23 protein-coding genes are annotated in these 24907 nt (G+C 58.7%); 7 read left to right on the forward strand and 16 right to left on the reverse strand.

Translation table 11 applies throughout. The annotated features are described in order from the left end of the window. Nucleotides 1–3 precede the first annotated feature (3 nt). Both ACB035_RS13405 and cysC read left to right on the forward strand, forming a co-directional pair. Complete coding sequence (locus tag ACB035_RS13405) at nucleotides 4–1728, forward strand: SLC13 family permease (RefSeq protein ID WP_139432311.1); 1725 nt, start codon at nucleotides 4–6, stop codon at nucleotides 1726–1728. A 138-nt stretch (nucleotides 1729–1866) separates the two neighbouring features. Beyond that, complete coding sequence (cysC, locus tag ACB035_RS13410; RefSeq protein ID WP_371167445.1) at nucleotides 1867–2457, forward strand: adenylyl-sulfate kinase; 591 nt, start codon at nucleotides 1867–1869, stop codon at nucleotides 2455–2457. 277 nt (nucleotides 2458–2734) lie between these two features. Here the strand turns inward: cysC and ACB035_RS13415 are convergent, their stop codons facing one another. From ACB035_RS13415 to ACB035_RS13460, 10 genes are all read right to left on the reverse strand, one after another. Continuing rightward, nucleotides 2735–4663 carry a DUF262 domain-containing protein gene (locus ACB035_RS13415; RefSeq protein WP_371167446.1) on the reverse strand — a complete coding sequence of 643 codons (1929 nt, stop codon included), beginning with the start codon at nucleotides 4661–4663 and terminating at the stop codon, nucleotides 2735–2737. Between the two features lie 657 nt (nucleotides 4664–5320). Next, nucleotides 5321–6958 carry a PAS domain-containing methyl-accepting chemotaxis protein gene (locus ACB035_RS13420; protein ID WP_371167447.1) on the reverse strand — a complete coding sequence of 546 codons (1638 nt, stop codon included), beginning with the start codon at nucleotides 6956–6958 and terminating at the stop codon, nucleotides 5321–5323. 276 nt (nucleotides 6959–7234) lie between these two features. After that, nucleotides 7235–8095 (reverse strand): TIGR03899 family protein, encoded by an 861-nt coding sequence (locus ACB035_RS13425; RefSeq protein WP_371167448.1) that lies wholly within the window; start codon nucleotides 8093–8095, stop codon nucleotides 7235–7237. A gap of 104 nt (nucleotides 8096–8199) precedes the next feature. Further along, on the reverse strand, nucleotides 8200–8673 hold the full coding sequence (locus ACB035_RS13430) for a DUF3299 domain-containing protein (RefSeq protein ID WP_026034852.1): 474 nt from the start codon (nucleotides 8671–8673) through the stop codon (nucleotides 8200–8202). 31 nt (nucleotides 8674–8704) lie between these two features. Next, nucleotides 8705–9952, reverse strand: coding sequence for an ABC transporter permease (locus tag ACB035_RS13435; RefSeq protein ID WP_371167449.1), 1248 nt, complete (start codon nucleotides 9950–9952; stop codon nucleotides 8705–8707). Then, nucleotides 9946–10635, reverse strand: a complete 690-nt coding sequence (locus ACB035_RS13440) for an ABC transporter ATP-binding protein (protein WP_005335686.1) — start codon at nucleotides 10633–10635, stop codon at nucleotides 9946–9948. The genes ACB035_RS13435 and ACB035_RS13440 overlap by 7 nt, the downstream gene beginning before the upstream one ends. Before the next feature lie 4 nt (nucleotides 10636–10639). After that, nucleotides 10640–11236, reverse strand: a complete 597-nt coding sequence (locus ACB035_RS13445; RefSeq protein WP_371167450.1) for a DUF2796 domain-containing protein — start codon at nucleotides 11234–11236, stop codon at nucleotides 10640–10642. A 32-nt stretch (nucleotides 11237–11268) separates the two neighbouring features. Further along, the gene (locus tag ACB035_RS13450; RefSeq protein WP_144714075.1) at nucleotides 11269–11568 is read right to left on the reverse strand and encodes a hypothetical protein; all 300 of its coding nucleotides are present in this window, start codon (nucleotides 11566–11568) and stop codon (nucleotides 11269–11271) included. Nucleotides 11569–11612: 44 nt separating this feature from the next. After that, on the reverse strand, nucleotides 11613–12155 hold the full coding sequence (locus tag ACB035_RS13455; RefSeq protein ID WP_005343253.1) for a YtfJ family protein: 543 nt from the start codon (nucleotides 12153–12155) through the stop codon (nucleotides 11613–11615). 220 nt (nucleotides 12156–12375) lie between these two features. After that, nucleotides 12376–13266, reverse strand: coding sequence for a hypothetical protein (locus tag ACB035_RS13460; RefSeq protein ID WP_005335678.1), 891 nt, complete (start codon nucleotides 13264–13266; stop codon nucleotides 12376–12378). Nucleotides 13267–13405: 139 nt separating this feature from the next. On the opposite strand from ACB035_RS13460, the gene ACB035_RS13465 reads away from it, so the two are divergent. Next, nucleotides 13406–13753, forward strand: coding sequence for a hypothetical protein (locus tag ACB035_RS13465; RefSeq protein ID WP_005335669.1), 348 nt, complete (start codon nucleotides 13406–13408; stop codon nucleotides 13751–13753). A 28-nt stretch (nucleotides 13754–13781) separates the two neighbouring features. Here the strand turns inward: ACB035_RS13465 and ppa are convergent, their stop codons facing one another. The 3 genes from ppa to ACB035_RS13480 form a co-directional block, all read right to left on the reverse strand. Beyond that, nucleotides 13782–14312 (reverse strand): inorganic diphosphatase, encoded by a 531-nt coding sequence (ppa, locus tag ACB035_RS13470; RefSeq protein ID WP_005335667.1) that lies wholly within the window; start codon nucleotides 14310–14312, stop codon nucleotides 13782–13784. A 218-nt stretch (nucleotides 14313–14530) separates the two neighbouring features. Continuing rightward, the gene (locus ACB035_RS13475) at nucleotides 14531–16111 is read right to left on the reverse strand and encodes a DUF3369 domain-containing protein (protein WP_129503308.1); all 1581 of its coding nucleotides are present in this window, start codon (nucleotides 16109–16111) and stop codon (nucleotides 14531–14533) included. A gap of 109 nt (nucleotides 16112–16220) precedes the next feature. Then, nucleotides 16221–17102 carry a LysR family transcriptional regulator gene (locus tag ACB035_RS13480; RefSeq protein ID WP_236297433.1) on the reverse strand — a complete coding sequence of 294 codons (882 nt, stop codon included), beginning with the start codon at nucleotides 17100–17102 and terminating at the stop codon, nucleotides 16221–16223. Between the two features lie 157 nt (nucleotides 17103–17259). Here ACB035_RS13480 and ACB035_RS13485 point away from each other — a divergent pair, with 157 nt between their 5' ends. Further along, on the forward strand, nucleotides 17260–17646 hold the full coding sequence (locus ACB035_RS13485) for a multidrug efflux SMR transporter (RefSeq protein ID WP_021229559.1): 387 nt from the start codon (nucleotides 17260–17262) through the stop codon (nucleotides 17644–17646). Next, nucleotides 17643–17963 (forward strand): SMR family transporter, encoded by a 321-nt coding sequence (locus ACB035_RS13490; protein ID WP_005335659.1) that lies wholly within the window; start codon nucleotides 17643–17645, stop codon nucleotides 17961–17963. Before ACB035_RS13485 ends, ACB035_RS13490 begins: the two co-directional genes overlap by 4 nt. A gap of 77 nt (nucleotides 17964–18040) precedes the next feature. On the opposite strand, the gene ACB035_RS13495 is transcribed toward ACB035_RS13490, so the two are convergent. The 3 genes from ACB035_RS13495 to hrpB form a co-directional block, all read right to left on the reverse strand. Next, nucleotides 18041–18442 carry a VOC family protein gene (locus ACB035_RS13495; RefSeq protein ID WP_371167451.1) on the reverse strand — a complete coding sequence of 134 codons (402 nt, stop codon included), beginning with the start codon at nucleotides 18440–18442 and terminating at the stop codon, nucleotides 18041–18043. Between the two features lie 58 nt (nucleotides 18443–18500). Beyond that, nucleotides 18501–20819: a penicillin-binding protein 1B gene (mrcB, locus tag ACB035_RS13500; protein WP_042052390.1), complete on the reverse strand. Its 2319-nt coding sequence runs from the start codon at nucleotides 20817–20819 to the stop codon at nucleotides 18501–18503. Nucleotides 20820–20892: 73 nt separating this feature from the next. Continuing rightward, nucleotides 20893–23340: an ATP-dependent helicase HrpB gene (hrpB, locus tag ACB035_RS13505; RefSeq protein WP_371167452.1), complete on the reverse strand. Its 2448-nt coding sequence runs from the start codon at nucleotides 23338–23340 to the stop codon at nucleotides 20893–20895. A gap of 178 nt (nucleotides 23341–23518) precedes the next feature. Between hrpB and thpR the strand changes: the two genes are divergently transcribed. Both thpR and sfsA read left to right on the forward strand, forming a co-directional pair. Further along, nucleotides 23519–24061 carry an RNA 2',3'-cyclic phosphodiesterase gene (gene thpR / locus ACB035_RS13510; RefSeq protein ID WP_236373814.1) on the forward strand — a complete coding sequence of 181 codons (543 nt, stop codon included), beginning with the start codon at nucleotides 23519–23521 and terminating at the stop codon, nucleotides 24059–24061. Beyond that, nucleotides 24058–24801 (forward strand): DNA/RNA nuclease SfsA, encoded by a 744-nt coding sequence (sfsA, locus tag ACB035_RS13515; RefSeq protein WP_019444756.1) that lies wholly within the window; start codon nucleotides 24058–24060, stop codon nucleotides 24799–24801. Before thpR ends, sfsA begins: the two co-directional genes overlap by 4 nt. Nucleotides 24802–24907 lie beyond the last annotated feature (106 nt).

The raw sequence follows: 24907 nt of genomic DNA on the forward strand, positions 1-24907 counted from the left end.
CCCATGACCTGGCAACAATTCCTGGTGCTGGGTCTGCTGGCTGCTCTCGTGGCCCTGCTGATCCAGGGCAAACTCCGCCCGGCGCTGCTCTTCTCGGGCGCCGTGCTCATCACCTACCTGAGCGGGCTGGCGGATATCAATGCCGTGGTGGCGGGTTACACCAACAGTGCCCTGCTGACGCTGGTGCTGTTGCTGCTGGTGTCGCTGGCGGTGGAGAAGACCCGCATCATGAGCTGGTTCGCCAATCTGGTGGGCACGGGTTCATTCAACAAGGTGCTGGTGAAGGTGTGGTTCTCCACCGCCTTCCTGTCGGCTTTCGTCAACAACACCGCCGTGGTGGCTTCGATGCTGGGGGCGGTCAAACGCAACCCCAACCATGCACCGTCGCGGCTGCTGCTGCCCATGTGCTTCGCGGCCACCTTTGGCGGCGTGCTGACCCTGATCGGCACCTCCACCAACCTGATCGTCAACAGCTTCCTCATCAAGATGGGGGCGCCGCCGCTCGGCATGTTCGACTTCTTTATGGTGGGAGCGGGTACTCTGCTGACCGGTCTGGTGGCCGTGCTGCTGTTTGCCCGTCACCTGCCGGAGCAGGATACCGAGATGAGCCGCGAATCCGGCTACTTTCTCGAAGCCAAGGTGGGCACCGGTTCGCCGCTGGCGGGGCGCAGCGTCAAGGAGAACGGCCTGCGCAGCCTGAAAAGCCTCTATCTGGCGGAAATCATTCGCGGCGATCAGGTGATCTGCCCGGTGCAGCCGGAACACGAACTGCACGAAGGGGACGTGCTGCTCTTTTGCGGCGATGTGGAGAGTGTCGGCGTGTTGCAGGAGATGAAGGGGCTGGATCTCTACGGCCAGCACCGCCTCAACGGCCAGCATCTGGTGGAGGTGATCGTCAGCCACAGCTCGCGGCTGGTGGGTCAGACCATCAAGGATGCCGAATTCCGTACCCACTTCGATGCGGTGGTACTGGCGGTGCGCCGTGGCGAAACCCAGCTTACCGGTGGCCTCGGCCAGATTGAGCTGCACGCCGGTGATACCCTGCTGCTGGCCCCCGGCCCCCAGTTTGCCCGCAACAAGTCGCTGGGGCGGGAGTTTGTGGTGGTGAGCGGGCTGGAAGCCTCCACCCGTCTCGATGGCAAGCGCAGCGCCGCCGTGGTGCTGGGCTTTCTCGGGGTGCTGGCGCTCTCGGTATTCGATCTGGTGCCGCTGTTCAAGGGCTTGCTGCTGATGCTGGTGGCGCTGCTGCTCACCCGCATTCTGACTCTGGACGAGATCCGCCGCCGCTTTCCGCTGGATATCTGGCTGGTGGTGGGCGGGGCGCTCGCCATCGCCGATCAGCTGGAAAAGAGCGGGCTGGCCAAGCTTATCGCCGACTGGCTGATGGGGGAGTTCAACGGTGCCAGCCCCATCATCGCCTTTATCGGTATTTATGTGTTTACGCTGGTGCTGACCGAGCTGATGAGCAACAACGCAGCCGCCGCGCTGGCCTTCCCCATGGGTTACCAGCTGGCGCTCAGCATGGATGTCTCGACCATGCCGTTTATTCTGGCTGTGCTGTTCGGGGCGAGCTCCAGCTTTATCCTGCCCTACGGCTACCAGACCAACCTGATGGTCTATGCCGCGGGCAACTACAAGATGCCGGACTACCTCAAGCTGGCTCTGCCGGTCTCGCTGGCCTATAGCCTCGGGGTGATTGTGATGGTGCCCCTGCTGTTTCCGTTTTAAGGCGTGAGCGTCAATCAAGGCGTGTTGGATGAGCAATACCATGGCATCAGCACGTTGTCGGCGGATAGTCCGAGGCGGCTCCCCGTGGTGCCGGACAGTTTAAGTTTTGAGGCGTGAGCGCCAATCAAGGAGTGTTGGATGAGCAATATCGTGTGGCACAAACATGCCGTCGACAAACAGAGCCGGGCCGAGCTTAAAGGGCAAAAACCGCTGGTGATCTGGTTTACCGGGCTATCGGGGGCGGGCAAATCGACCCTGGCGGGGGCGCTGGAGCAGGCGCTGGCCGCCGAGGGCAAGCACACCTATCTGCTGGATGGGGACAATGTGCGCCACGGCCTCTGCGGCGATCTCGGTTTCGATGATGCCGCGCGTCAGGAGAATATCCGCCGGGTCGGCGAGGTGGCAAAACTGATGGTGGATGCGGGCCTTATCGTGCTCACCGCCTTTATCTCGCCGTTCCGGGCCGAGCGGGCGCTGGTGCGTAGCCTCTTGGGTGAAGGGGAGTTTGTCGAGGTCTTTGTCGATGCGCCGCTCGCCGTCTGTGAAGAGCGCGACCCCAAGGGGCTCTATAAAAAGGCGCGAGCGGGGGAAATTCGCAACTTTACCGGTATCGACTCCGCCTACGAGGCACCGGAGCAGCCGGAAATCCATCTGCTGAATGCCGGCAAGCCGGTCGCTGTGCTGGTGGATGAGCTGCTGACCGCCCTGCGGCAGGGGAACTACCTGTAGCTGGAGCGGAAGAACCTATAACAAGCGCCCGGCGGCCGGCCAGTTGGTTACCACGGGCGCTGATGGGCTGGCGGTCGCCACTATAAGCAAAAGCTGGGTCATTATCGGAAACCCCATAAATCCAGCTTATAGTGGCACTGGCAAGCCTTGAGCCACCCCAAGGCGGTCGATAGCTACCCCGCAAGAGGATCTTCCGATCCTTGCTTATATCGCGGCGGGGTTATTCATGATTGTCAGAATACGCTGCGCTGTTCGAACCTATGTGATGATGTATTTTTTATTGAGTTAAATTTTGGTTTTTATCAAAGATAAAATCTAGGTGTAGTAATTTTGCTTTAAAACGTTCATCACCTAATGAAATTCTCCAACGTGTCTCCATAAACTGGAGTAATTCCAAGCCACGTAAAAGAATGCTTTCAGGTAACCATTCATCTAACTGAGCAATTTCATTTTCAGATGCTGAACCATTGTAATAGCCAACACCAGAGCCGTTATTCTTCTTATCTTTGAAGTCATCGTTTTGTAGGCTAGAGTTTTTCGCTAGACTAAGCGGTACAAGATTGCCCAAAGAGTTTGTAATCCAAGTGATTTGTTCTTTGTTGAAGCTGCCAAATCGCTCTTGCCAATATTGGTTTGACGGTGTCTGTGGGAATATATGCTCAATGGTAACCTTATCGTTACTATTGATCTTCAGCTGATTCCAACTAAGTTTTATAGAGTATTGTTTACTCCGTTTTATCAACCATGCATCATACTCGAATAAAAAGTAACGTAGGCTATCCCACTTGAAAAAACCTTGTTGCCCAAGTTCATACTTCTCAGAAATGTAGTTGTAAAAACGATCTGGATCGTAGTAGTAATCGACCCATTCATTGATTGATTTAATAACTGAGTTAATCGTTTGTTGACCTTTTAGAAGTTCCCTTGCCATACCGAAGAACTCAGAATCACCAGTGTTTGAACGACGATGGCACAGAGAGAATAAAGTAAAGTTGTAGCGTTCTGCTGCTATAAGAAGATCATTAATATCTTTAACTGGCTGTTTAGAGACGAAGGCTGCAAGCAATAGTGGTCTGAATGCTCGGAAGCTTAAACGCTGAAGCCTGTCAAGTAATAGTTTGTTATCATCATTGTTGTAGTTAGGAAGATAGAAATAAGGGTTGTGAATATAGAACCAATGACGAATCGACTCTTGCAAACTTTCAACGTAGTTGCTTATTTCTTCTACCGAAATACGCTCTTGTTCATCTTTAGGATGAGTTACATTTCGTGCTGTATATTTTTCATTTAGTAGGTACTTAATGTAGTCATCACCCTTATTTCTGCTGTATTTAAAGTACATTGTCCAATGATTTCTTAAGAAGGTATCTTCATCTAAAGGACTGTCTGGATTCATACCAAGGTATTCATACATTGTTTTCCATGCGCTATTGATTTTACTGCGTAGAACTTCATGCCCCTCATGATTGTGATAAAGCGTAGATAGGTAAATTAAGCGATTTTTTAGTAACTCAAGACTGGTTAGTGGCTTGCCTCTATTGTTCATTGTTTCGAAGGTCACGAATACATCAATTTCGTCATCAATCTCGTATAGATTAAACTTTAACTTTTGAGTTAGTTTCTTAAAAACTAGTGCGATTTCATCATTGGAAAGGATGGATAATTTATTTTTGAAGTATATTTTTGCTGTCTTTAAATTCTGTGTATACAGAGTTTCTTTATATTGATTACTGTGTGACCTTTCACCAAAAATCATAGTTTTAAGGTATTCATCACTCGGGTTGTCCTTTTCGTAACCGAAGATAAAACTTTTTCTTTGGCCATCATCAGCACTATACAATACATAACGTTTACGTATAGTTTCTAATGATTGATAGTTGAGCTGAACATCACCTTTGATAGATTCAAGAATTGCTTGAATTAATATCATTGATGTTGTTAATCGTTGTTGGCCATCAACGATGTAAAATGGCTTGAAGCCAACCCCATCAATAATCCATTCGTCTTGCTCCCACTTTTGCCATAAGTGTGGTTTGACGGGTTCTAGTGTAACTACACCTGTGTAGTGGACTCGGCTTGGGTCAAGTTGAATTATATCCTCCCAAAAATCATCGAGTTGTTGTGAAGACCAAGCATAGCCTCGTTGGTAGTCTGGAATTCTTAGAATACGACGTTCAAAAATATCATTTAGACTTTGTATTTTCATTGTTAATTTTCTCAGAAGCAGAGCTTCAATAGAGTTAATGTTTATTCTTATGTGATTCTATTTTTTTACTTAATCTCGATCTGGATGGCATTCATATAGGTAGATAGGTTGTTTTATTAATTTAACGATGTGTTTTAACTTAAAATAAAGTCTCGTATTTTGGGCTAAGAGTTGTAGGTTTGAGCTGAGCGCGGTGAAACCCAACGTTTACCGTGAAACATATCTGCAAATTTGCGAGCGGCACAATCCATGTATATCCCGCTCAGCTTGGCGTGATCATGCTTGCCTGTTGGGCTTCGATCTGCACCAACCTGCAAAAACCACGCTACCGCCCCTGAATTCCAGCCTCCAGTCTGCTGCTTTTTACCTGCGATTTGGAACTGGCTTGGCTCATGGCTGACTCCGACAAGGGGTTGCCAAGCGGCTATGTTACCGAACGGGGCTGGGGTGAGAAGTACAAGCGGGCGGTTTTCTGAGCAAGATCAACAAATTAATCAGTAACGGGCGGTGAGATGACCGCGCAACAGCAGCGGTCATCAGTGCAGGGGAAAATCGGACAGTGAAGCGAGGATGTCGTCCTCTTGTTGGCGGACACTAAAAAACCCTATGGGCCCAAAGGCCCATAGGGTTTTTCTGCGGTGATTGTTTGTGTTGTGGTTATCTCGCTTGGCGAACCGGCACGGCGCGGGTGGTGGCCACTTCGTAGCGGCTTTGGCTTGCCGGAGCGCCCTTCTGGAACTGGCGTACCAGCCGGTCAAGATCGCTCAACTGGTTTACCAGCTGGGTGATGCCGTGTACGGCGTGCTGGCTGCCGACGCTGGAGTCATCGGCCAGGGTCTTGATGCTGAGCACGTTGCGGTTGATCTCGGCGGTGACGTGGAACTGCTCCTGCACCGCCTGGGCAATCTGGCCGCTGCCGGAGGCCACCTGCTGCAGCATATCGTTGATCTGCTGGAGTATGGTGCCGGTTGCCGAGGCTTTTTGCTGGCAGCTTTCGGAGAGTTGGCAGCCCTTCTCCATCGCCTGCTCAGCCTCACCAGAGCTGTTTTGCAGCTCGGTGATCATCTTCTGGATCTCGCTGGTCGAGGATTGGGTCTTGATGGCGAGCGTGCGGATCTCGTCGGCCACTACCGAGAAGCCGCGACCCGCTTCGCCAGCCCGGGCCGCTTCGATGGCGGCATTGAGGGCCAGCAGGTTGGTCTGGTTGGCGATGTTGTTGATCACATCGAGGATGCCGTCGATATCGCGGCAGTGGCCGACCAGCGCACTGATCACGCTCTTGGAGGTGATAAGTTCGCTGTTCATACCCGCCACGGCAGCCACGGTTTCGGCCACGCTACTGTTGCCGCTCTTGAACAGCAAGGCCGTTTCATCCAGCAGGCTGGAGGAGTCTGTCGAACTTTGCGACACCTCGCGAATGGATTCCGACATTTCGGTCACGGCAGTGGCTACCTGATTGGTTTCGGCCTGCTGCTGTTGCAGGTTGTCGGTGATGGATTCGGCGTTGCGCAGATCCCCCTCGGCGGCCTGCAGGATCTTGCTGCAGGTCTGTTGGGTGCGGGCCAGCACGGCGTTGAACTCGGCCTGATTCATCACCATCGAGAGTTCGATGGCGGCGATGTTGTCCACCTTGTTGGTGTAGAGCAGCTGCATCAGCGGGTTGTCAAAGCGGCTGCGGGCCATCTTGTTGAGCTTGCCGAGGCGGCGGGAGAGGGCATTCAGGGTGATGGCCGCTATCGCCAGCGGCAGGGCGGCCAGCGCCAGTTGCCAGTTCATGTCGTGGCTGTAGCCCAGCGCAAACATGGCGAGCAGGCTCAGCAGCAGGCAGAGGTTGATGGTCAGGGTATGGGAGAAGGTGGGCAACTTGAGCGCCAGCGGCAGCTTGTTGTTGCGAAGGTCGGCATAGGCCTTCTCGGCCCGCTGTTTGATCTCCTCGCTCGGGGCGGTGCGCACCGACTGATACTCCACGACCCGGCCGCTGGCATCCTTGATGGGGGTGACAAAGGCGCTGACCCAGTAGTGATCGCCACTCTTGCAGCGATTTTTCACCGGCCCCATCCAGCTCTTGCCTTCGCGGATATGGTTCCACAGATCGGCAAAGGCCTGTTTCGGCATGTCAGGATGGCGCACCAGATTGTGGTGTTCCCCCTTCAGCTCGTCGAGCGAGAAGCCTGCTATCTCGCAGAACTCATCGTTGGCGTAGGTGATGCGGCTCTCCAGATCCGTGGTGGAGATCAGGCTCTGGTGGTCTGGATAGAGACGTTCTCTTTGGGTAACCGGTTGATTGATTCTCATGGCCTTGCTCCCGAGCCGTGATGGTTAAATTTTGATCTGCATCAAGACATGTGCAAAGGGCGGGCCAGCTGGCAAAAGCTAATGATTGATGTGTTATTAGTGCCGTTTTGGCAGGAAAAGATCGTTGCTGTTTGCAATATGCAACGGAGTTGACGGGGTGTGCCTCTGCGGCATCTGCAATTTGCAACCTATTCTGGACAAGCCCATGAGCTTGGAGCCAGCAGCTTGATGCGAAGGAACCACGAACCGACGGGGCATCAGCTGCCCCGCCAGAGCTCAGGGGAGAGGGTCAGGAGCGGGTGAGGAGGGGGCGCTTACGAGCTGCATCACTTCAATCTGGATACCCTGCACCAGCACGGTTTTCAGATCCTGCAGGTACTCCTCCAGCGGCGACTCTTGCAGCAGCTGGGAGAGCTCGTTGCCCACCGGGGTGAGGCGGTAGTAGAGCAGGGTGATGTTGTTCTGCTTGCACTGCAGCCGCCAGCGCTGGTTGCCGAACTCCAGCTCGACCCCATCGGCGGGCAGCGGGCCGGACTCCAGCTCCGCGCGATGCAGCAGCCCCAGCTCAAACAGTTGCAGCAGGGCGTTGTAGGGCAGTCGGTATTTGCCAAGGCCAAGGCGCGTTGCCTTGGCGCGACTCAGCAAACTGGCCCCCTTGTGCAGCCCCAGCAGCAGTCGCTGCTCGTCGCTGCCGGTGTAGTGGCAAGTCAGTGAACAGATGCGCTGGAACAGCTGGGCCTCGCGCTGGGTCATCTCTTTGAGGGTGGCGAGCGCCCGGATGGAGAAGCGGCCCGGCGTGGCGACTTCCAGCGCGAAGATCCGCCCCCACAGCTGCTGCATCGGTACCATGCTGATATCTTCCGCCAGTTGCAGGAAGCGGGTCAGCCAGTCGCTGTCCATCTCGCCGCCGGCGGCTGTCTCTTCGCAGTGGCGGGAGGCCATCACCATGATGGCTTCCAGATTGCGCTGGCGAGCGGCCTGATCCGCCAGATGGCGAAAGGTGGCGCGCTGTTCGAAGGTGCTGTCGGTGTTGCGGGTGAGCATGCCGTCGATACCGCGGCTGCGGGCCAGACGCAGGGTCTGCTCCTGGCTGCTCAGGATCGAACTCTCTTTTTTCGGGGGGGGGAGGTCTGCCATGCTGACTCCATTCGCACAGGTTCTGGAGCTGAATGTTACTCCAACCGGGATGCCAAGATAACAAAGCGGCCTCCGTGGAGGCCGCTTTTTTTACAACGGTAGGATTACTCCTCGTAGACACTCACCTCGACCGCTTCCATCGAATAGGAGGCGGTGGCCATCTCGTGACTGGAGCTGACCGTGCGCATCTTGCCCTTCACCCAGATGGCATCCCACAGATCATCCACCGGCGCCCCCTTGGGGTAGCTCACATAGATCACCTGATTGGTGGGGGGCGGCGGCACATGGATGCAGGCGCCGAAGTAGGGCACCAGCAGGAAGGCGGTGATCTTCTTGGCATCTCCTTCCAGCGGCACCACGAAGCCCGGAATGCGCACATCCTGGTTGTCCAGCTTCTTGTTTACCCCGCCCACCGGTTGCGGCACCGACATGGGATCTTCGTGATTGACCTGGGGTGGTGGCAGCAGTTTTTCCCCTTCCGGGATGAGCACATCCCAGTCGATGGTCTTGTAATCGGCGGCCAGGGCGGGCAGCACCAGCAGGCTGGCGAGCAGCGCCACAATTTTCCACTTCATCATCTGTCCTTCTGTTTCGATTTTGGGCGTCTCGCTAGACGCGAATGCTCATGCCATCGCTCAGGCTGTAGCGGTAAGCGCGGGCGGCAGGGAGCAGGCCAATCACCATGCCCGCCAGCCACACTACCCCCAGCAACTGCCACTCATAGGTGCTCGGCAGCCCCAGACTCAGTTGCAGGCCATAGTGGCTGAGCAGCCAGGGCGAGGCAAGCCCCTGCCCCAGATAGAGCACGGCGGCCCCGAGAGCGATGCCGACCGTGGTCAGCGCCATGGCCTCCAGCGCCAGCAGCAGGAACAGGTGGGCAGGGCCCGCGCCGAGGGATCGCAAAATGGCGAGCTCCCGACGCCGCTCGTTAAGCCCCGCCAGCAGGGTGGTCAGCATGCCGATAAGGCCCGCCACCACCACGAAACCGGCGATGACCGAGAGGGCGGTTTCCGCCACGCTCATCAGGCTCCACAGCTCCTGCAGGGCGGCCCCCGGCAGGATCGCCATCAATGGCTCCTTGGGATAGGTGTTGACGCTGCGTTGCAGCTGGAACGCCAGGATCCGGTTACTCAAGCCCACCATAAAGGCGGTGATGGTTTTCGGGGTGAGATCCTGCGCCAGCGCCTGCTCCGGTGTCACGTTCTTGCTGTGGCGGCCGGTATCCCAGCCCAGATGGATCGCCTCTATCCCCGCCAGCGGTACATGGATGGTGCGATCGATGGGCGTGCCGGTCGGCGCCAGAATACCCACCACCTTGAACGGCAGGTTGTCGTGCTGGCTGAACGAGGTGTTGCCAGCGCCGTGGGCGATGACGATGGATTGGTCGAGGTGATAGCCGAGCTTCTCGGCCACCTGAGCGCCGAGTACCGCTTCAAACGGCGTGTCGAAAGGCCGTCCTTCGCGCAGTTGCAGCGACTGCTGCTGACCGTACTTCAGGTGGGTGAAGTAGTCGCCATTGGTGCCGAGCACCCGAAATCCCTTGTGGGAGTCACCAAGGGAAAGCGGGATGGTCCAGGCGACGCCCGCTTTCTGCTTGATGGCCTGATAGGAGTCCCATCCCACATTGTTGGTGGGGTTGCCGATGCGAAACACCGAGTAGAGCAGCAGGTTCACCTGGCCGGAGCGGGCGCCGACGATGAGATCGGTCCCCGAGACGGTGTTGGAGAAGCTTTCACGGGCCTGGGTGCGCACCCGCTCCACCCCGAGCAGCAGGGTGACGCTAATGGCGACGGCCAGCAGGGTGAGCCCGGCGGTGAGGCGGCGGGCCCAGAGACTTTGCAGGGCGAGCTTTAGCATGATGCCCTCCGGTTGAGCTGTTGCAGGTTTTCTACCCGCGGGAACAGGGGTTCGAGATAAGGGTCGTGACTGACGAAGATCAGGGTCGAGCCCTGCTTGTCGCACTCCTCGAACAACAGCTTGATAAAGGCGGCCCGGTTGTCGGTGTCGAGGGCCGAGGTGGGTTCGTCGGCGATCACCAATGGCGGCGAACCGATCAGCGCCCGCGCGGCGGCAACCCGCTGTTGCTGGCCAATGCTGAGGGCATGCACGGGGCGATGCAGTGCGTCGTCCGGCAGTTGCAGCTCCGCCAGCAGACGGCGCGCCTCCTGCTCCGGACTCCCTTGCAGGCGGGCCCGTTTGGCGGGCGAGAAGGTGAGGGCCGCGGTCACGTTGTCCTGCACCGAGAGAAAGGGCAGCAGATTGAACTGCTGGAAGATATAACCCAGATTGGCCGCCCGGAAGTGGTCACGGGCACGGCCAGAGAGCCGGGCCAATGGTTGGCCCAGCACCTCCAGGGTGCCGTGGTTGGCGGTCTGGATCCCGGCCAGCAACCCGAGCAGGGTCGACTTGCCGGAGCCCGATGGGCCCTTGATAAAGACCCGCTCACCCTCGCGGATGGTGAGGGCGGGCAGATCGAGTACAGCGTCGCCACCTGGCCAGGCAAAGGCCAGATCGCGGATCTCAACCACGGCTTTTTTCATGGCGTTACCAGCTCAGCTTGTTGGCGGACGGGGTCAGCTCGCCAGCGGTCTGGCCGGTGGGCAGGATCCCCTGCACGCTCAGCTTCTCAAGGCTCGGATAGACGCTGAACAGGGTCGCCTCGAGGCCGGTCAGTTTGGTCGGCGTGGCGCAGGTGTAGGTGTACATGGCGCCCATATCGGCGTGACCCGCTTCGTCATGATCATGGTGATCTTCATGTTTGTCGCTGGCAGCCTTGTCATGGTCATGGTCATGGTCATGGTCATGGTCGTGATCATGCTCTTCTTTGGCTGCTTGCAGCTCCTGCTGGGTCAGTTTGCAGCCGGCGGCCGGGTCGAAGCGAAACAGGGCGTCAGGTTGCTGGAGGCGGGCGACCGCTTTGGCGTATTGCGCCTTCTCTTCATCGCTCTTGGCGGCGTGTTCGAAGCCCACCAGATCGGCTGCGGGGGCCTGCAGCTCGATCATCAACTGGTCGCCATCGACCACCAGATTGAGGTGGCCGTGGCCATGCTCGTGGGCGCCGTGGCTGTGGCTCTCGTGTTCGTCGTGATTTGCGTGTGCGCCAAAGGCCGCTGCGGCCAGCAACAGAGTAACTGCTTTCATCTTTAATCCTTTTTTCAAAACAAATAGTGAACTTAAACAAAGGGATAGATAAAAACAGAGGCGGGCGGCGCACGGATGGCATAGCTGTGAAGCGTGGCGGTATCTGCCGAGCGCTGCATGGTTGCAACTGCGGGCAGAACAGAGGGCGAACCGGGGAAACAATAGGGGGTGGCGGTGATGACCTGTTTGCCATCCAGATGGAGGGCGCAAACCAAGCAGTGATGGTCGTCGTGGCCGGGCAGGGCAGATTCAAACTGGTGCCGGGCAAGGGCAGGCTGCAGCCATAACCAGCCCAGCAGCAAGATCCAGATTTTCAGCTTGATACGACCCATAGACCCTTATGGAAAGGGCGCCATCAGCGCCCTTTCTCTCTGACTTAGAGATGGGACTTGATGAGCCCCATCACGGTAGCAATGTTGTTGGCATCGAGCTGGCCATCTTTGGCAAACAGCACCTTGCCCTCTTTATCCAGCAGGATGATCGCCGAGCTTTCCGGCGTCAGATCCCAGGCGTTGCGCGCCATGCCCTTGGCATCCAGCACCATGGCGGACCATGGGAACTCTTTCTTGCTGTCCTCGGCACTGCTCTTCACGAAGCCGGAGGTACCCCAGATGGCGTCATTGCTGTTGATGACGGTAACGGTCTGGTACTTGTCTTGCGGCAGCTTGGCGGCCTTGATCGCCTCGATCATCGGGGCGTTCAGCTCCTTGGCACTGGAGCGACCGGCAATATGCTGGATCAGAAACACCTTGCCGGTGAGCGAGGTGCTCTGCCACGGCTGGTAGCCGATATCCTTGCCGTTCAGTACCAGCTCACCCTTGTCGCTGACATTGACCAGCGGCACCGGGTTGCCATCCTTGAAGTTGTGAGCAAAGACCAGAGATGGCAGCAGCGCCAAAGTAAGTACGAGATGTTTCATCCTGATGACACTCCATTTGTTATGTTATAACGAGTTTCGGATTGAGGGAATGGGCGAGCTTCATCCTAAACTGATCGGATCTGTTTAAAAAGTGTTAAATAAGATCGCAATTCAGAAGCGTCGGCGCCCCGCCAGTCAGGGGGTTGGCTGGCAAGGGCGGCTAGGATGGCATGACATCGATAAAAATCAATGAATTGGCTGCTGGTCTGAGCTGTCTGCGTCAGTAGAGCGATTCGCTGATGAGAGGGATCTTGGCCATGGTCATCTGCTGGGCCAGCAGGGACGAGCCAGTAAGCAGCACATGGCGCTGATTGTTGATCACCACCACATCACCGGGTACGCCACTGTCTGCCGTAATGGCCAGCCAGGCAGGGGAGACGCTGCCGATGCTGATATCCGGATAGATGATGCTGAGCACATATTGCGGCGCCAGCTCCGCCAGCAGACTGGCCATCAGCAGCGCCTTCTCGTCGCTGTCGGCCTTGTTATCTTGCAGCGCCTGCAGCGGCGGCGCGAAGTGATCCAGCTGCTCCGGCTGGGTGGGGATGGCGTTCAGCCACTCCTGCAGCAGGCTGACGCTGGTGGCGAGATCCTTGGCGGCAAACTGCTGCGCCAGCGGCTTGAGGTGCCCTTTGAAGTGGTAGAAGAGCTGGGAGTAATCGGGTCGCACGCAAGGCAGTTTGCGATTGGCAGGATGGACGCAGGGGATCACCCTCATCTGGTAGAAGGCATCCTCCTGATACTGCTGGTAGGCTTGCCAGAACAGTAGCGACTCCATGCTGTCGTCCCGCAGGGTGAAGGCCTGCTCCAGATTGCGAAATTTGGTAGCGGTCTCCGGGCTGCTCTGATTGATCAGGTTGATGCTGTTGTAGAGCCGTGGGCTGATATAGGCGTAAAGGGTCTCCAGCGGATTGGTGAGAGAGGCCTTCAGCAGGCTCATCTCGTGGCGACTGGCGGCCATCACCTGATCGTCGGTGGTCAGCTGGAAGTGCTTGCGCTGGCCATCGGTGGATTGCCACTGCCAGCTCATGTTGATTTCGCTGGCGTTGCTTGTAGCACCAAGAGTGGTGCAGAGAGTGAGGCTGAGCAACAGCGCGGGGGTCAGCTTCATGGTGGTGCTTCCTGCCGTGGACGATAATTAACAACTAGGTGAGCCGGCACCACTTTGGTGATGTTTCGTTTTGTGATCTGGATAACAGATTGATGTGACTTTTAATTTAATTGTGAAATTAAGTCACTCTGGAGGGGTTATGAAGCCTTGGATCATAGTGCTGTTTGGGCTGCTCAGCCTGCCAGCCATGGCGGGTCAGGTGATCGTCAACAAGGGGATGTCCATTGCGGATACCTTTGCCCTGCGTGATCAGTTGGCACGCGAGCACGAATGGCAGGAGTGGCTGCGCTACCAGCAGGCCATCAAGTGGCTGGAGGTGTTGCCGGTCAACTGCGAGCTGATGAGCCAGCCGGGCGGCGGCTATCGCTGTGGCGGTGATTACTATCGTCCCTACCAGAAAGATGGCCGTGAAATATACATTCAGGGCAATCCTGCCGAAGATGCGGCCGGTCAGCTGCCGCAAACACCGACAAAAAAGGCGCCATAAGGCGCCTTTTTTACAAACCGAGTGATGCTTACTTGGCAGCGTAACGCTCGGCAGAGGTTTTGATCTCGGCTTCGGCAGCGGCCTTGTCGCCCCAACCTTCCACCTTGACCCATTTACCCGCTTCCAGCTCTTTGTAGCGCTCGAAGAAGTGTTGGATCTGGGCTTTCAGCAGTTCCGGCAGATCGTTCACATCCTGGATGTGGTCGTACTGCTTGGTCAGCTTGGAGTGCGGTACAGCAACGATCTTGGCATCTTCGCCAGATTCGTCGGTCATCTTCAGCACGCCAACCGGGCGGCAGCGAATGACGGAACCGGCCAGCAGCGGGTAGGGGGTCGGAACCAGTACGTCGACGGGGTCACCATCCAGAGAGAGAGTCGCGTTCACGTAGCCGTAGTTGCACGGATAGAACATCGGGGTAGACATGAAGCGATCGACGAAAATAGCACCGCTGTCCTTGTCGACTTCGTATTTGATCGGGTCGGCATTCTGCGGGATTTCGATGATGACATAGATATCGTCGGGCAGGCTCTTGCCGGCCGGTACCAGGTTCAGGCTCATGATAATTCCTTCGTTGTTAGTATCAGGTTTGCAGGCCGATATTATAGCGATGTGATGTTAAATGACCATATTTCAGCGGCTATCGCTAACAAAGAAGGGGGATGTTTCCTGTTTGCGGCGCTTTGATGTGTGCGGAATGCAACAAAACGGCTGTTTTGATGCCCTGCCGGTGAGCAAGGTCACCGGCAGGGCATGTGGAGTTGCGAACAAAGGGGGGGTCAGAGCGAGTAGGGGAGTCTCGACTCATTGACCAGTCGCGACAGGGCTGTCACTACATGAGGGTCAAACTGGGTGCCGGAGCGGGACTGGATATACTCCATGGTCTGCGTCAGCGTCCAGGGCTCTTTGTAGGGGCGCTTGCTGAGCAGGGCATCGAATACATCGACTACCGCCACAATCCTCGCCGACAGGGGTATCTGCTGACCAGACAGCTGCTGCGGGTAGCCCTTGCCATCGAAGTGCTCGTGGTGGCCCCGGGCGATCTCTGCCCCCAGCGAGAGATAGCTGGTTCCCTCCACCATTTCGCCCGCCTTGTGCAGGATATTGGCGCCGATACCGGCGTGCTGCTCCATGATGGCCCGCTCTTCCGGGTCGAAACGTCCGGGTTTGTGCAGGATATGGTCCGGGGTGCCCACCTTGCCCACATCGTGCAGGATGGAGGCCATGCCGATCATCTCGACAAACTCCGGGGTTAGCTGCTCGGGATAGGCCGCCATCTGCTTCAATTCGGCCACGATGGCATCCGAGAGCTTCTGCACCCGCAAGACATGCTCGCCGGTATCGGAGTCGCGAAACTCTGCCAGCGCCGCCAGCGCCACCACGGTGGCCTCCTGGGCGCGCAGCAACTGGTTGTAGAGATAGAGGTTGTCGTAGGCCGCCGAGATGCGCTGGCAGAAGACATCCAGCAGATCGCACTCGAGGGGATCGAGGGGCTGGGTCGGGGTAAAACTCAGCACGAACTCGCGACCATTCTGGGCGGCGATATAGAGGGAGTCCTGCGGGTGTTCAAAACGGTTGCTACGCGCCGCCAGTGCCTTCAGGACCGAGTCATTGAGGGTGGGAAAGTCGGTGATCTTGCCATCATCCAGCAGAGTCTCGTAGTCGCCGGTAGCGGCGAGGATCTCCAGCCCCTGTTCGCCGGGACGGCGCTCGGCGCAGATAGCCCCTTCGGTGCCCACATCGAGAATGGCGCTGATCTGTTTCAGCACGCCGGAGGCAAACTCCTTGAGTGAATGAAGATGGTAGAGATCGCCTGCCCCTTCCAGAATTTTGCCGAGCCCCTGACGGCTCTTGTCGATGGCACTGAGGGTTTCGTATGAACGCAGGGATGCGATGACAGTGGTGTAGAGCTTTTGTACCGTCAGCTCGGTCTTGGTCTTGTAGTCATTGATGTCGTAATCGAGGATCACCCGTTGCTCCGGCGCCTGGCCGGGTTGGCCGGTACGCAGCACGATCCGCACCAGCGAGTTATGCATTTCGTTGCGGATCCGGTGCACCAGCCGCAGACCTGCGTCTTCGGTCTCCATCACCACATCGAGCAGGATCAGTGCAATCCTGGGATTGGCCTCCAGCATGCGGCCAGCTTCGGCGCCGCTGTAGGCATTGAGCAGCTCCAGCGGACGGGATTTGTAGTGAATGTTGGAGAGGGCCAGGCGGGTGGCATGATGGATATCCGGCTCATCATCCACGATCAGCACTTGCCATGGGTTGAGTGCCTTGGGGACCACGACCTCCTCATCATCGAGTTCGATGATGTCGTCGTCCAGCAAGATATCGTCCTTGTCTTGGGCACTGCTCATATCGGTTACGCCTCCGGCGCTCAATGAGTATGTGAACAGTATGCACGATCACATCCTCTCGGATCATCAGGATAAGTAGATATCGTGAGCTGGCTCCGCCTCTTTATCGCTACTCGAAAGGTTCCAGATACCCCTGGATCGACTTCTTCAACCAGGCCAACACCTTGCCGTGATAGGCGTTTTCCGCCAGATAGACCCCGTAATCCCGCCACTGCAGGCTGAACTTGTGTTTCAGGGTCAGCAGGGAGCCTTGTCGCAACTGACTCTGGATCAGTGGCGAGGGGAGCACTGCCCAGCCCAGTCCGTCCAGCACCGCATTGCGCATCAACTCGAAGCTGGAGAGACCGATATGCTGGCCTCCCACAGGTAGCAGGCTTTTTACAGAAAATTCATCTACGTACGAGAGGGTGACCTGGGTGTGATCGGTCAGATCCTGCTGTTTGACCCGCTTCAGTCCGGCCAGCGGATGGTTGGGTGCCACCACCATCAGGGTGCGGATCGGGTTGAGCACGTCGATATTGAGGCCGCTGCGCTCCTGATCTTCGGTAATGAGGCCAAAAGCGGCATCGACGAATCCCTCTTCCACCAGCGCCGGTAGTTCGGGTGGGGAGGCGAGCACCAGCGAGATACTGGTGCCGGGAAACTGATTGTGCAGGCTGGCCAGCATCTCGCGCCATACTGGCTCGGGAATCGCGTCATCGCGGGCGACCCGCAGCGCCACTTCGGCCCCCGAGGCGTAATGTTTGCACTTCTGCTGCAGGCTGTTGGCTGCCTGCAGCAGGCGAGTGCAATCATCAAGCACCAGCTCGCCGATCTCGGTCAGGCGACTCTGATTGGCACCTCGTTCAAAAAGTTCGACGCCAAGCTCAACTTCCAGCGCCGCGATGGCGGTGCTGACGGCGCTGCGGCTTTTGCCGAGGCGACGGGCGGTGTTGGCAATAGAGCCGCTATTGGCTGACTCTACAAAGAGTTCTATCTGATATAGCTTCATCTTTTACAGGCCATGACGGATTTTTTCACCATCACCTTAGCGTGCGAACCAAGGCAAGGCAAACCTGTGGCGTCGGAATAATCGACGCTGAGCGATTGTCGCGAGTTGCTTCTCCCCGTTTACCATCTATCCCGTCGAAGCAACAAAGGCATCTTATATGTTATTAAGTCGTATGTTTCTGGCCCGGCTGTTTTTGACCGGCGCCATCGTGACCGAGGTCGCCGGTACCTCCAGCATGGCCATGATCCCCGAGCAGGGAGCTGGCTGGATGAATTACATCCCGATGTGGCTGTTGATCGGTTTCTCGTACTGGTTGCTGGCGAAAGCCGCCAAAACAATCTCCATTGGTATTGCGTTTGCGCTTTGGGAGGGGCTCGGGATCACCCTGATCACCATAGTGTCGGTCATGTTCCTCGGTTACGATGTGACCGTTCAGGAGCTGATTGGCCTGGCTCTCGCGATAGTGGGGATTGTTATGGTGACCATGGGGGAGACCCATGATGAGCCTGCAGACAAGTCAGTAGACGCGGAGGCCACAGCATGAGTCCGTTTGTGATTGTACTGGGTGCCGCACTGATCGATATCGGCGCCAACATGGCTATCAACCGCTCCAAGGGTTTTCGTTACAAGGGGTGGGGCTTCCTGGGGATCATGCTGGTACTCGGCGCCTTTACCCTGCTCTCGGAAGCGGTAAGTGGCGGCCAGATTGACCTGGCTGTTGCCTACGCCACCTGGGGGGCTATCGGCATCGTCGGTACGGCGCTGGGCGGTTTGCTCTTCTTCGGTGAGCGCCTCAAGCCCATCGGCTGGGCTGGCATGATGGTGATGGCGCTGGCTGTCGTTATGCTGACTACCGCCTGATAACCTGAAGCAATAAGAAAAGCCGCCCGGTTTCGCCGGGCGGCTTTTGTTTGGCTGATTGCTTGGTCGATGCCGGCTCAGCGCGGCGCTTCGTAGAGCTCCAGCGGCAGGCCGTCGGGGTCGGCGAAGAAGGTAAAGCGCTTGCCGGTCAGCTCGTCCACCCGTACCGGCTCTACCTCGACCCGATGGGCCAACAGATGGGCGATGACTCGGTCAAGATCGCTGACCCGAAAGGCGAGATGGCGCAGGCCGCACGCCTCGCGGCGGGAGGGGCGCTCGGGAGGCGAGGGGAAGCTGAACAGCTCCAGCTGGCTGCCGTCCGGCAGGGCCAGATCCAGTTTCCATGACTGGCGCGCTTCGCGCAGGGTCTCGGCGATGATTGGCAGCCCCAGCACCTCGTGGTAGAAGTGGCGCGAGCGTGGGTAATCGCTGGCGATGATGGCCACATGGTGGATGGCGTCAAACAGCGGAAAGGTCATGGTGTTTCCTTGTCAGCAGCATAGTGAACGGGCAGCCTGCGCTGCCCGTGTCGTTGATCTAGTTGAAGAAACCGCCGAACCAGTCATCCAGCGCACTGCGCGGCGTCGCGCTGCTGGCGCAACCGGCCGGGGAGCCCATAGTGGATGCCTTGGCCGGCACCTGCAGGCTGCCCGGGCAGTCGCTGGTGACGCGGGTGCCGCTGGCGCGGGAGAAGTTGGCCCAGGTGACCCCTTCCGGCATCTTCAATCCCAGACTGTTGACGCCGCGCTGGCTCATGTAGCCGCTAAAGAGCTGCAGGGCACCACTGGCACCGGTCAAGCCCGCCGGGGTGTTGTCGTCGCGACCGACCCAGATACTGACCAGTTCGTTGTTGTCCATCCCGGCAAACCAGGAGTCGCGCAGCTCGTTGGTGGTGCCGGTCTTGGCCGCCATGGTGGCGCCGGGGAACTTGGCACTGAGGGCGCGGGCTGTGCCCTGACTCACCGTCTTGGTCATGGCGAACAGGGTCAGCCAGCTTGCTTGCTGGTCGGTGACCCGCTTGGCGGTCTGATCATGCTGATAGAGCAGGCTGCCATCCCCGTTCACCACGGCGCGAATGGCCGACAGCGGCTGGGTCAGTCCCTGATTGGCGATGGGCAGATACATCTGGTTCACTTCCAGCGGGGAGAGGGCAACCGCCCCCAGCACCAGCGATGGGTAGGGCTGGATCTCCTGCTGAACTCCCAGCTTGTGCAGGGTGTCGACAACCTTCTCCAGCCCCACTTGCAGCCCCAGATTGACGGTCGGCACGTTGAGGGAGCTGGCCAATGCATCCATCAGCGGCACGCTCTGGCGGAACTTGCGATCGTAGTTTTGCGGCGTCCAGACCTGACCATCCTGACCGCGAATGCGGATCGGCTGATCTTTGAGCGGGGTCGCGAGCGTCAGGCCGTTTGAGAGACCGGTGAGGTAGACCGCCGGTTTCACCAGCGAGCCGATCTGGCGGCGGGCATCCAGCGCCCGGTTGAACCCGGCGTAGCGGGGATCGCGGCCACCCACCAGCGCCACTACTTCGCCCTTGTGCCAGTCGGAGACCACCATGGCCGCCTCCAGCTTCTTCTTGCCGCGCAGTTTCTCGATATCGGCGAGGCCTGATTCGACCGCCCGCTCGGCCGCGTGCTGGGCGATGGGGTCGAGGCTGGTGAAGATCTTGAGGCCAGACTGCTTGAGCAGATCGGCGCCGAAGCGGCTCTGGATCTCTCGCTTGAGCAGTCCCATAAAGGCCGGAGTGCGGCCATAACTCATCTGGCCGCGAGCGATAATGCCGAGGGGCTGACGGCTGGCCAGTTCATACTCGGCCTGGGTCAGGCTGCCGTGATCCATCAGCAGCTTCAACACCAGATCACGGCGGGTCTTGGCCCGCTCCGGGAAGCGCCATGGGTCGTAATAGGAGGGGCCTTTCACCAGACCGACCAGCAGGGCCACCTGATCGATATCCAGCTCGTTGACCGGAATGCCGAAGTAGAAGTAGGAGGCAAGCCCGAAGCCGTAGACCCCTTGCGAGAAGTTCTGCCCCAGATAGACCTCGTTGAGGTAGGACTCCAGGATCTCGTCCTTGCTGTAGCGATAGTCGATCAGCACAGCCATATAGGCTTCCTGCAGTTTTCGCCACAGGCTGCGCTCACGGGTCAGGAAGAAGTTTTTGGCCAGCTGCTGGGTCAGGGTACTGCCCCCCTGCACGGTACGACCAGCGATCAGGTTGGCGAACATGGCGCGCATGATGGCCACCGGCGAGACGCCGCCATGCTGGTAGAAGTCGCGATCTTCGGTGGTGAGCAGGGTCACCAGCAGGCTGTCGGGCACTTCGGCGATACGCACCAGCAGGCGATCTTCCCGATCTTCGGTATTGAGGCGATCGAGCAGCACCGGGTCCATCTGGGCGTAACCGAGCTGGCGCTGGTTCTCCAGCGACTGGATCCCCTCGAGGCGCGGGCCGTTGAAGGTGAGGCGCAGGCCGCGGGCTCCATCGGCGCCATCATAGAATTCGAACGGACGGCGAATCAGCTCGATGCGGTTGCCGTTGATGGTGTATTCACCCGGCGTGTGAGGTTGGCGCACCTGCTTGTAGCTCAGCATGTTGAGCTCGCGCAGCATCTGGTCCCGCGACAGGCGCTGGCTGGGGTAGAGCTCCAGCGGACGGCTGTAGACCATCACCGGCAGCTGCCACTTCTCGCCATCGAAGCGCTCGCGCACCTTGGTATCGAGGTAGATGCCAAACACCACCATAAAGGCCGCCACCACCAGGGAGAGCTTGAAGCCAAGCCAGAACAGCTTGCGCCAGATGGTGCGTTTGGGCGCTGCCTTCTTGGGGGCCCGCTTGCGTCGTTGGGTTGCCATAAATCCTCTTTGCTTTCCTTTCTACTTGTTATGTCGCATTCGCGAACGTCCGAGCGGGATTAACCCATCGAACCTAGATGCCCATCTTCTTTTTGGTGACTTTGGTCGGCATCGCCTCCAGCGGATTATCCGGCCAGTAGTGGCGGGGATAGCGTCCCTTCATCTCTTTCTTCACCTGTTCGTAGGATCCAGCCCAGAAAGCGGCCAGATCAGCAGTGATCTGCAGCGGTCGCTGGGCGGGGGAGAGCAGCTCCACCACCAGCGGTACCCGGCCATCGGCCACGCAGGGGGTCGAACCTTGCCCGAACATCTCCTGAATGCGCACCGGGATCACCGGTGCCTGCCCCGGCTGATAGCGGATCCGCACCCGGCTGCCGGTCGGTGCCGCAAAGTGGCTCGGCAGTGCCTCGTCCAGCCGTTTGGGCAATGGCCAGGGCAGGGATTGGCGCAGGATGTCGCTCATATTGAGCCTCTTCAGCTGCTCCAGCCGGGTCATACCGCTCACCGCTGGCAGCAGCCACTGTTCCAGCGTTGCCAGCAAATTTTCCTCATCCATCGCGGGCCACCCCTCATCGGGCAGCCAGTCTCGGGCGCAGCGCAGACGGGCCAGCAGCCCTTCGCTGCTCTCGTCCCACGGCAGCACATGCAGCCCCTTGCGGCGAATGCCTTGCAGCAGGCAGCGCCCTTTCTGCTCGTCAGAGAGTTCGGTCAGCGGTCGCTGGTTCAGCACCAGCTCGCCGATCACCTGCTGGCGTTCGGCGCGCACCCGCTCTTCCCGTTCATCCCAGTCGAACCACTGCCGTTCGCTTACCAGTTCCGGCAGCAGGCGTACCAGCTCGTCAAGATCGACCGGTTCGGCGATAAAGATGCGGCTGCCGCGATCGTTCTGCCCCATCTCGATAGCGATAAGGGCGGCTTGTCCCTGACAGGGATGACCTTCTACCAGATCGCAGCTCACCCCACCACTGAGTTGATAGCGACTGCCGCTGCGCAGTTTGCCGATGCGATCCGGCCAGGCGAGGGCACAGAGTAGCCCCAGCCACTGACCCTGTGCATTGGCAGGGCGGGCGCCAAGCCGTTCAAACCAGCGGGCAGCGTTTTGGCGCAGGGCGTTTTGACGGCGGTGGAACAGCACCGAGAGGCGCTCCGATCCTCGCAGATCTTCTTCCTGCAACGCCACCAGATAAGCGGCATCGGCGACAATCCCTGTCAGACCCTCTGACTCCAGCTCGCGGGCGCGCAGCAGCATGCGAGCGAGGCGAGGGTGAGTACCGAAGGCGGCCATGGCGCGGCCAGCGGGAGTGAGTTGTTGCTCACCCTCCGGCTTCATGGCGCCAAGGGCCACCAGCAACCTCTGGGCGCTGGCCACCGCGGCGGCGGGAGGCATATCGAGAAGCGGCAGATCTTCTACCTTGGCGCCCCACTGGGCGGCATCTATCAGCAGGCCGGTCAGCTCCTGAGTGAGAATATCTGGCGGGCTCTGCTCGGCGAGCCGCTCCTGCACCTCGCTGCTCCAGAGCCGGTAGCAGACGCCGGGGCCGAGACGGCCAGCACGGCCTGCCCGCTGGGTGGCGGAGGATTTGGCTATCTGGCGGGTCTCCAGTCGGGTGACACCGCTTTTCAGATCATAGGAGGCCCGTCGTTCCAGCCCGCTGTCGATAACGACAGAGACCCCTTCGATGGTGAGGGAGGTCTCCGCCACATTGGTGGTGAGCACCAGCTTACGGCGGCCGGCAGGCGCCGGTTCGATGGCTGCCTGCTGGGCCGCCATGTCGAGACGGCCGTAGAGGGGGGCGAGGATCACCTCGTCCGGCAGTCTGTCTGCCAACCATTGTGCCAGCCGCTCGATCTCCCCCTGTCCCGGCAGAAAGACCAGCAGGCTGCCATCTTGATCGGCCAGCGCTTCGAGTACCACGGCGCCGACCTGCGGCTCCAGCCACTGCTGGCGGTTGGCGGGGCGGTAGTGGTAGTCGATGGGAAAGCCGCGCCCTTCGGAGCGAACCACAGGGGCATCCGGCAGCAAGGTCTCGAGTGCCATGCCATCCAGGGTCGCGGACATCACCAGGAGCTTGAGATCATCGCGCAATCCCTGCTGGCTCTCGATAGCGAAGGCCAGCGCGGTATCGGCGTGCAGGCTGCGTTCGTGGAACTCATCGAAGATGACCAGCGAGACGCCATTCAGCTCAGGGTCTTGCTGCAACATCCGGGTCAGCACGCCTTCGGTGACGATCTCTAGCCGGGTCGCTGAGCTGGTGCGGCTCTCGCCACGCACTCGCAGGCCGATGCGCTCGCCCACCTTCTCCCCCAGCTGACGGGCCAGAAAAGTGGCGATATTGCGCGCAGCCAGGCGCCTTGGTTCCAGCATGATGATGCGGCCGGGCAGCCGGTTCTGACGCACCAGCTCCAGCGGCAGCAGAGTCGATTTGCCCGCGCCGGGTGGCGCCTGCAGGATCACGCTGGTGTGGCTGTCGAGGGCGGCAAAGAGTTCGGGTAATACCGAAACGATGGGGAGCTGGGACAAAGCGATGAGCACCTTCTGTGGCAACCGGTAAAACGGCGCCTATTCTGCCACAGCCACCCGCGCCACCGTGAGTGGATGTGCGCAGATGGCCACTCGGGCGGGAGGGTGGCGAGACATGGCCGGATGGCTGCCATAGAATGGGCCCATCCAATGAGCGTGAAAAAGGCATTATCACCACATGGCCAAACTCTTCTTTGCCCTGCCCGTCAAGGAGCTCGCCCCCGAGCTCATCGCCTGGCGCGATCAGCAGCCCTGGCCCGGTCAGCCGGTGCCGCAAGCCAACCTCCACCTGACCCTCGCCTTTCTGGGTGAGGCAGACGAGTTGACCACCCGCCGCCTGATCGCCGCCGTAGAGCGCCAGCACTGTCCGCCGCTCTCCATCAGGCTGGATGAGACCGGCTGGTTCAGCCGAGCCAAGGCTGCCTGGATTGGCCCGAAGGAGTGGCCCAACGAGCTGACCGTGCTGGCAAAGGCGCTGCGCCGCCACGGTGAGAAGCTGCGCCTTGGCAATGGCGAGCAGGGTTATCGCCCCCATGTCACCCTGTCGCGCAAGGCGGTCGAGGCCCCTGCCATCCTGCCTGCCCCAAATTTTCTGCTGCAGGCCGATGAGTTCTGCCTCTATCAATCCATCTCGACTCCGGACGGGGTGCGCTACGAGCCGCTTGCCTGCTGGCCGCTGCGCGCCCGGGTAAAAGAAGATGCGCGGAGGGCTAACCCGTGATCTTTGATCCCCCCCTGCAATCGGGCCAGCTGGTGGCCCGCTACAAGCGCTTTCTGACCGATGTGCAACTCGATAACGGCGAGGTCATTACCATCCACTGCGCCAACACCGGTGCCATGACCGGTTGTGCCGATCCAGGCACCCGGGTCTGGTACTCCACCTCCGATAACCCCAAGCGCAAGCTGCCCAACAGCTGGGAGATCGCCGAGAGCCCGGCGGGCCACTTTATCTGCGTCAACACGGCGCGCGCCAACCAGATCGCCCGGGAGTTGATCGAGCAGGAGGCTATCGCTCCGCTGGCGGGTTACAGCCGGTTGCGCACCGAGGTGAAGTATGGCGAAGAGAACAGTCGCATCGATCTGTTGCTGGAAGATGACGAGAAGGGCAATTGTTACATCGAGGTAAAATCGGTCACCCTGCTCGATGAGCGAGAGGAGGCTGGCATGGGCTACTTCCCTGATGCGGTCACTGCCCGTGGCGCCAAGCATTTGCGTGAATTGATGGCCATGAAAGCGGCAGGTCACAGGGCCGTGCTGCTCTTTATGGTGCTGCACTCCGGAATAAGCCGGATGCGCCCTGCAACCCATATAGATCCGCACTATAGTCTGCTAATTGAGCAGGCAATCGCGGCGGGGGTTGAAATTTTATGCTATCGGCCCCATGTTGGGGTGCAAGGCATGGTGGCTCAAGGGTTTATCCCGTTTGAATCTGGTCACCTGTTACCCGAGGGGAGTGCATAAATATTGGAGTGGGTAACATTATTGGTACGGCTCGTTTGCTTACCTGTTACCCTTCTGCTATAGATGTCGCCCTCAATTTATGGATGGCACGGGTAGCGTGCTGAAT

This window comes from Aeromonas sp. S12(2024) (assembly GCF_041402305.1).
Taxonomy (GTDB): Bacteria; Pseudomonadota; Gammaproteobacteria; order Enterobacterales; family Aeromonadaceae; genus Aeromonas; species Aeromonas veronii.

Bases quoted from the DNA above. Each gene is read 5' to 3' on its own strand.
- ACB035_RS13405 (WP_139432311.1), top strand. From the start codon at position 4: ATGACCTGGCAACAATTCCTGGTGCTGGGTCTGCTGGCTGCTCTCGTG.
- cysC (WP_371167445.1), top strand. From the start codon at position 1,867: ATGAGCAATATCGTGTGGCACAAACATGCCGTCGACAAACAGAGCCGG.
- ACB035_RS13415 (WP_371167446.1), bottom strand. From the start codon at position 4,663: ATGAAAATACAAAGTCTAAATGATATTTTTGAACGTCGTATTCTAAGA.
- ACB035_RS13420 (WP_371167447.1), bottom strand. From the start codon at position 6,958: ATGAGAATCAATCAACCGGTTACCCAAAGAGAACGTCTCTATCCAGAC.
- ACB035_RS13425 (WP_371167448.1), bottom strand. From the start codon at position 8,095: ATGGCAGACCTCCCCCCCCCGAAAAAAGAGAGTTCGATCCTGAGCAGC.
- ACB035_RS13430 (WP_026034852.1), bottom strand. From the start codon at position 8,673: ATGATGAAGTGGAAAATTGTGGCGCTGCTCGCCAGCCTGCTGGTGCTG.
- ACB035_RS13435 (WP_371167449.1), bottom strand. From the start codon at position 9,952: ATGCTAAAGCTCGCCCTGCAAAGTCTCTGGGCCCGCCGCCTCACCGCC.
- ACB035_RS13440 (WP_005335686.1), bottom strand. From the start codon at position 10,635: ATGAAAAAAGCCGTGGTTGAGATCCGCGATCTGGCCTTTGCCTGGCCA.
- ACB035_RS13445 (WP_371167450.1), bottom strand. From the start codon at position 11,236: ATGAAAGCAGTTACTCTGTTGCTGGCCGCAGCGGCCTTTGGCGCACAC.
- ACB035_RS13450 (WP_144714075.1), bottom strand. From the start codon at position 11,568: ATGGGTCGTATCAAGCTGAAAATCTGGATCTTGCTGCTGGGCTGGTTA.
- ACB035_RS13455 (WP_005343253.1), bottom strand. From the start codon at position 12,155: ATGAAACATCTCGTACTTACTTTGGCGCTGCTGCCATCTCTGGTCTTT.
- ACB035_RS13460 (WP_005335678.1), bottom strand. From the start codon at position 13,266: ATGAAGCTGACCCCCGCGCTGTTGCTCAGCCTCACTCTCTGCACCACT.
- ACB035_RS13465 (WP_005335669.1), top strand. From the start codon at position 13,406: ATGAAGCCTTGGATCATAGTGCTGTTTGGGCTGCTCAGCCTGCCAGCC.
- ppa (WP_005335667.1), bottom strand. From the start codon at position 14,312: ATGAGCCTGAACCTGGTACCGGCCGGCAAGAGCCTGCCCGACGATATC.
- ACB035_RS13475 (WP_129503308.1), bottom strand. From the start codon at position 16,111: ATGAGCAGTGCCCAAGACAAGGACGATATCTTGCTGGACGACGACATC.
- ACB035_RS13480 (WP_236297433.1), bottom strand. From the start codon at position 17,102: ATGAAGCTATATCAGATAGAACTCTTTGTAGAGTCAGCCAATAGCGGC.
- ACB035_RS13485 (WP_021229559.1), top strand. From the start codon at position 17,260: ATGTTATTAAGTCGTATGTTTCTGGCCCGGCTGTTTTTGACCGGCGCC.
- ACB035_RS13490 (WP_005335659.1), top strand. From the start codon at position 17,643: ATGAGTCCGTTTGTGATTGTACTGGGTGCCGCACTGATCGATATCGGC.
- ACB035_RS13495 (WP_371167451.1), bottom strand. From the start codon at position 18,442: ATGACCTTTCCGCTGTTTGACGCCATCCACCATGTGGCCATCATCGCC.
- mrcB (WP_042052390.1), bottom strand. From the start codon at position 20,819: ATGGCAACCCAACGACGCAAGCGGGCCCCCAAGAAGGCAGCGCCCAAA.
- thpR (WP_236373814.1), top strand. From the start codon at position 23,519: ATGGCCAAACTCTTCTTTGCCCTGCCCGTCAAGGAGCTCGCCCCCGAG.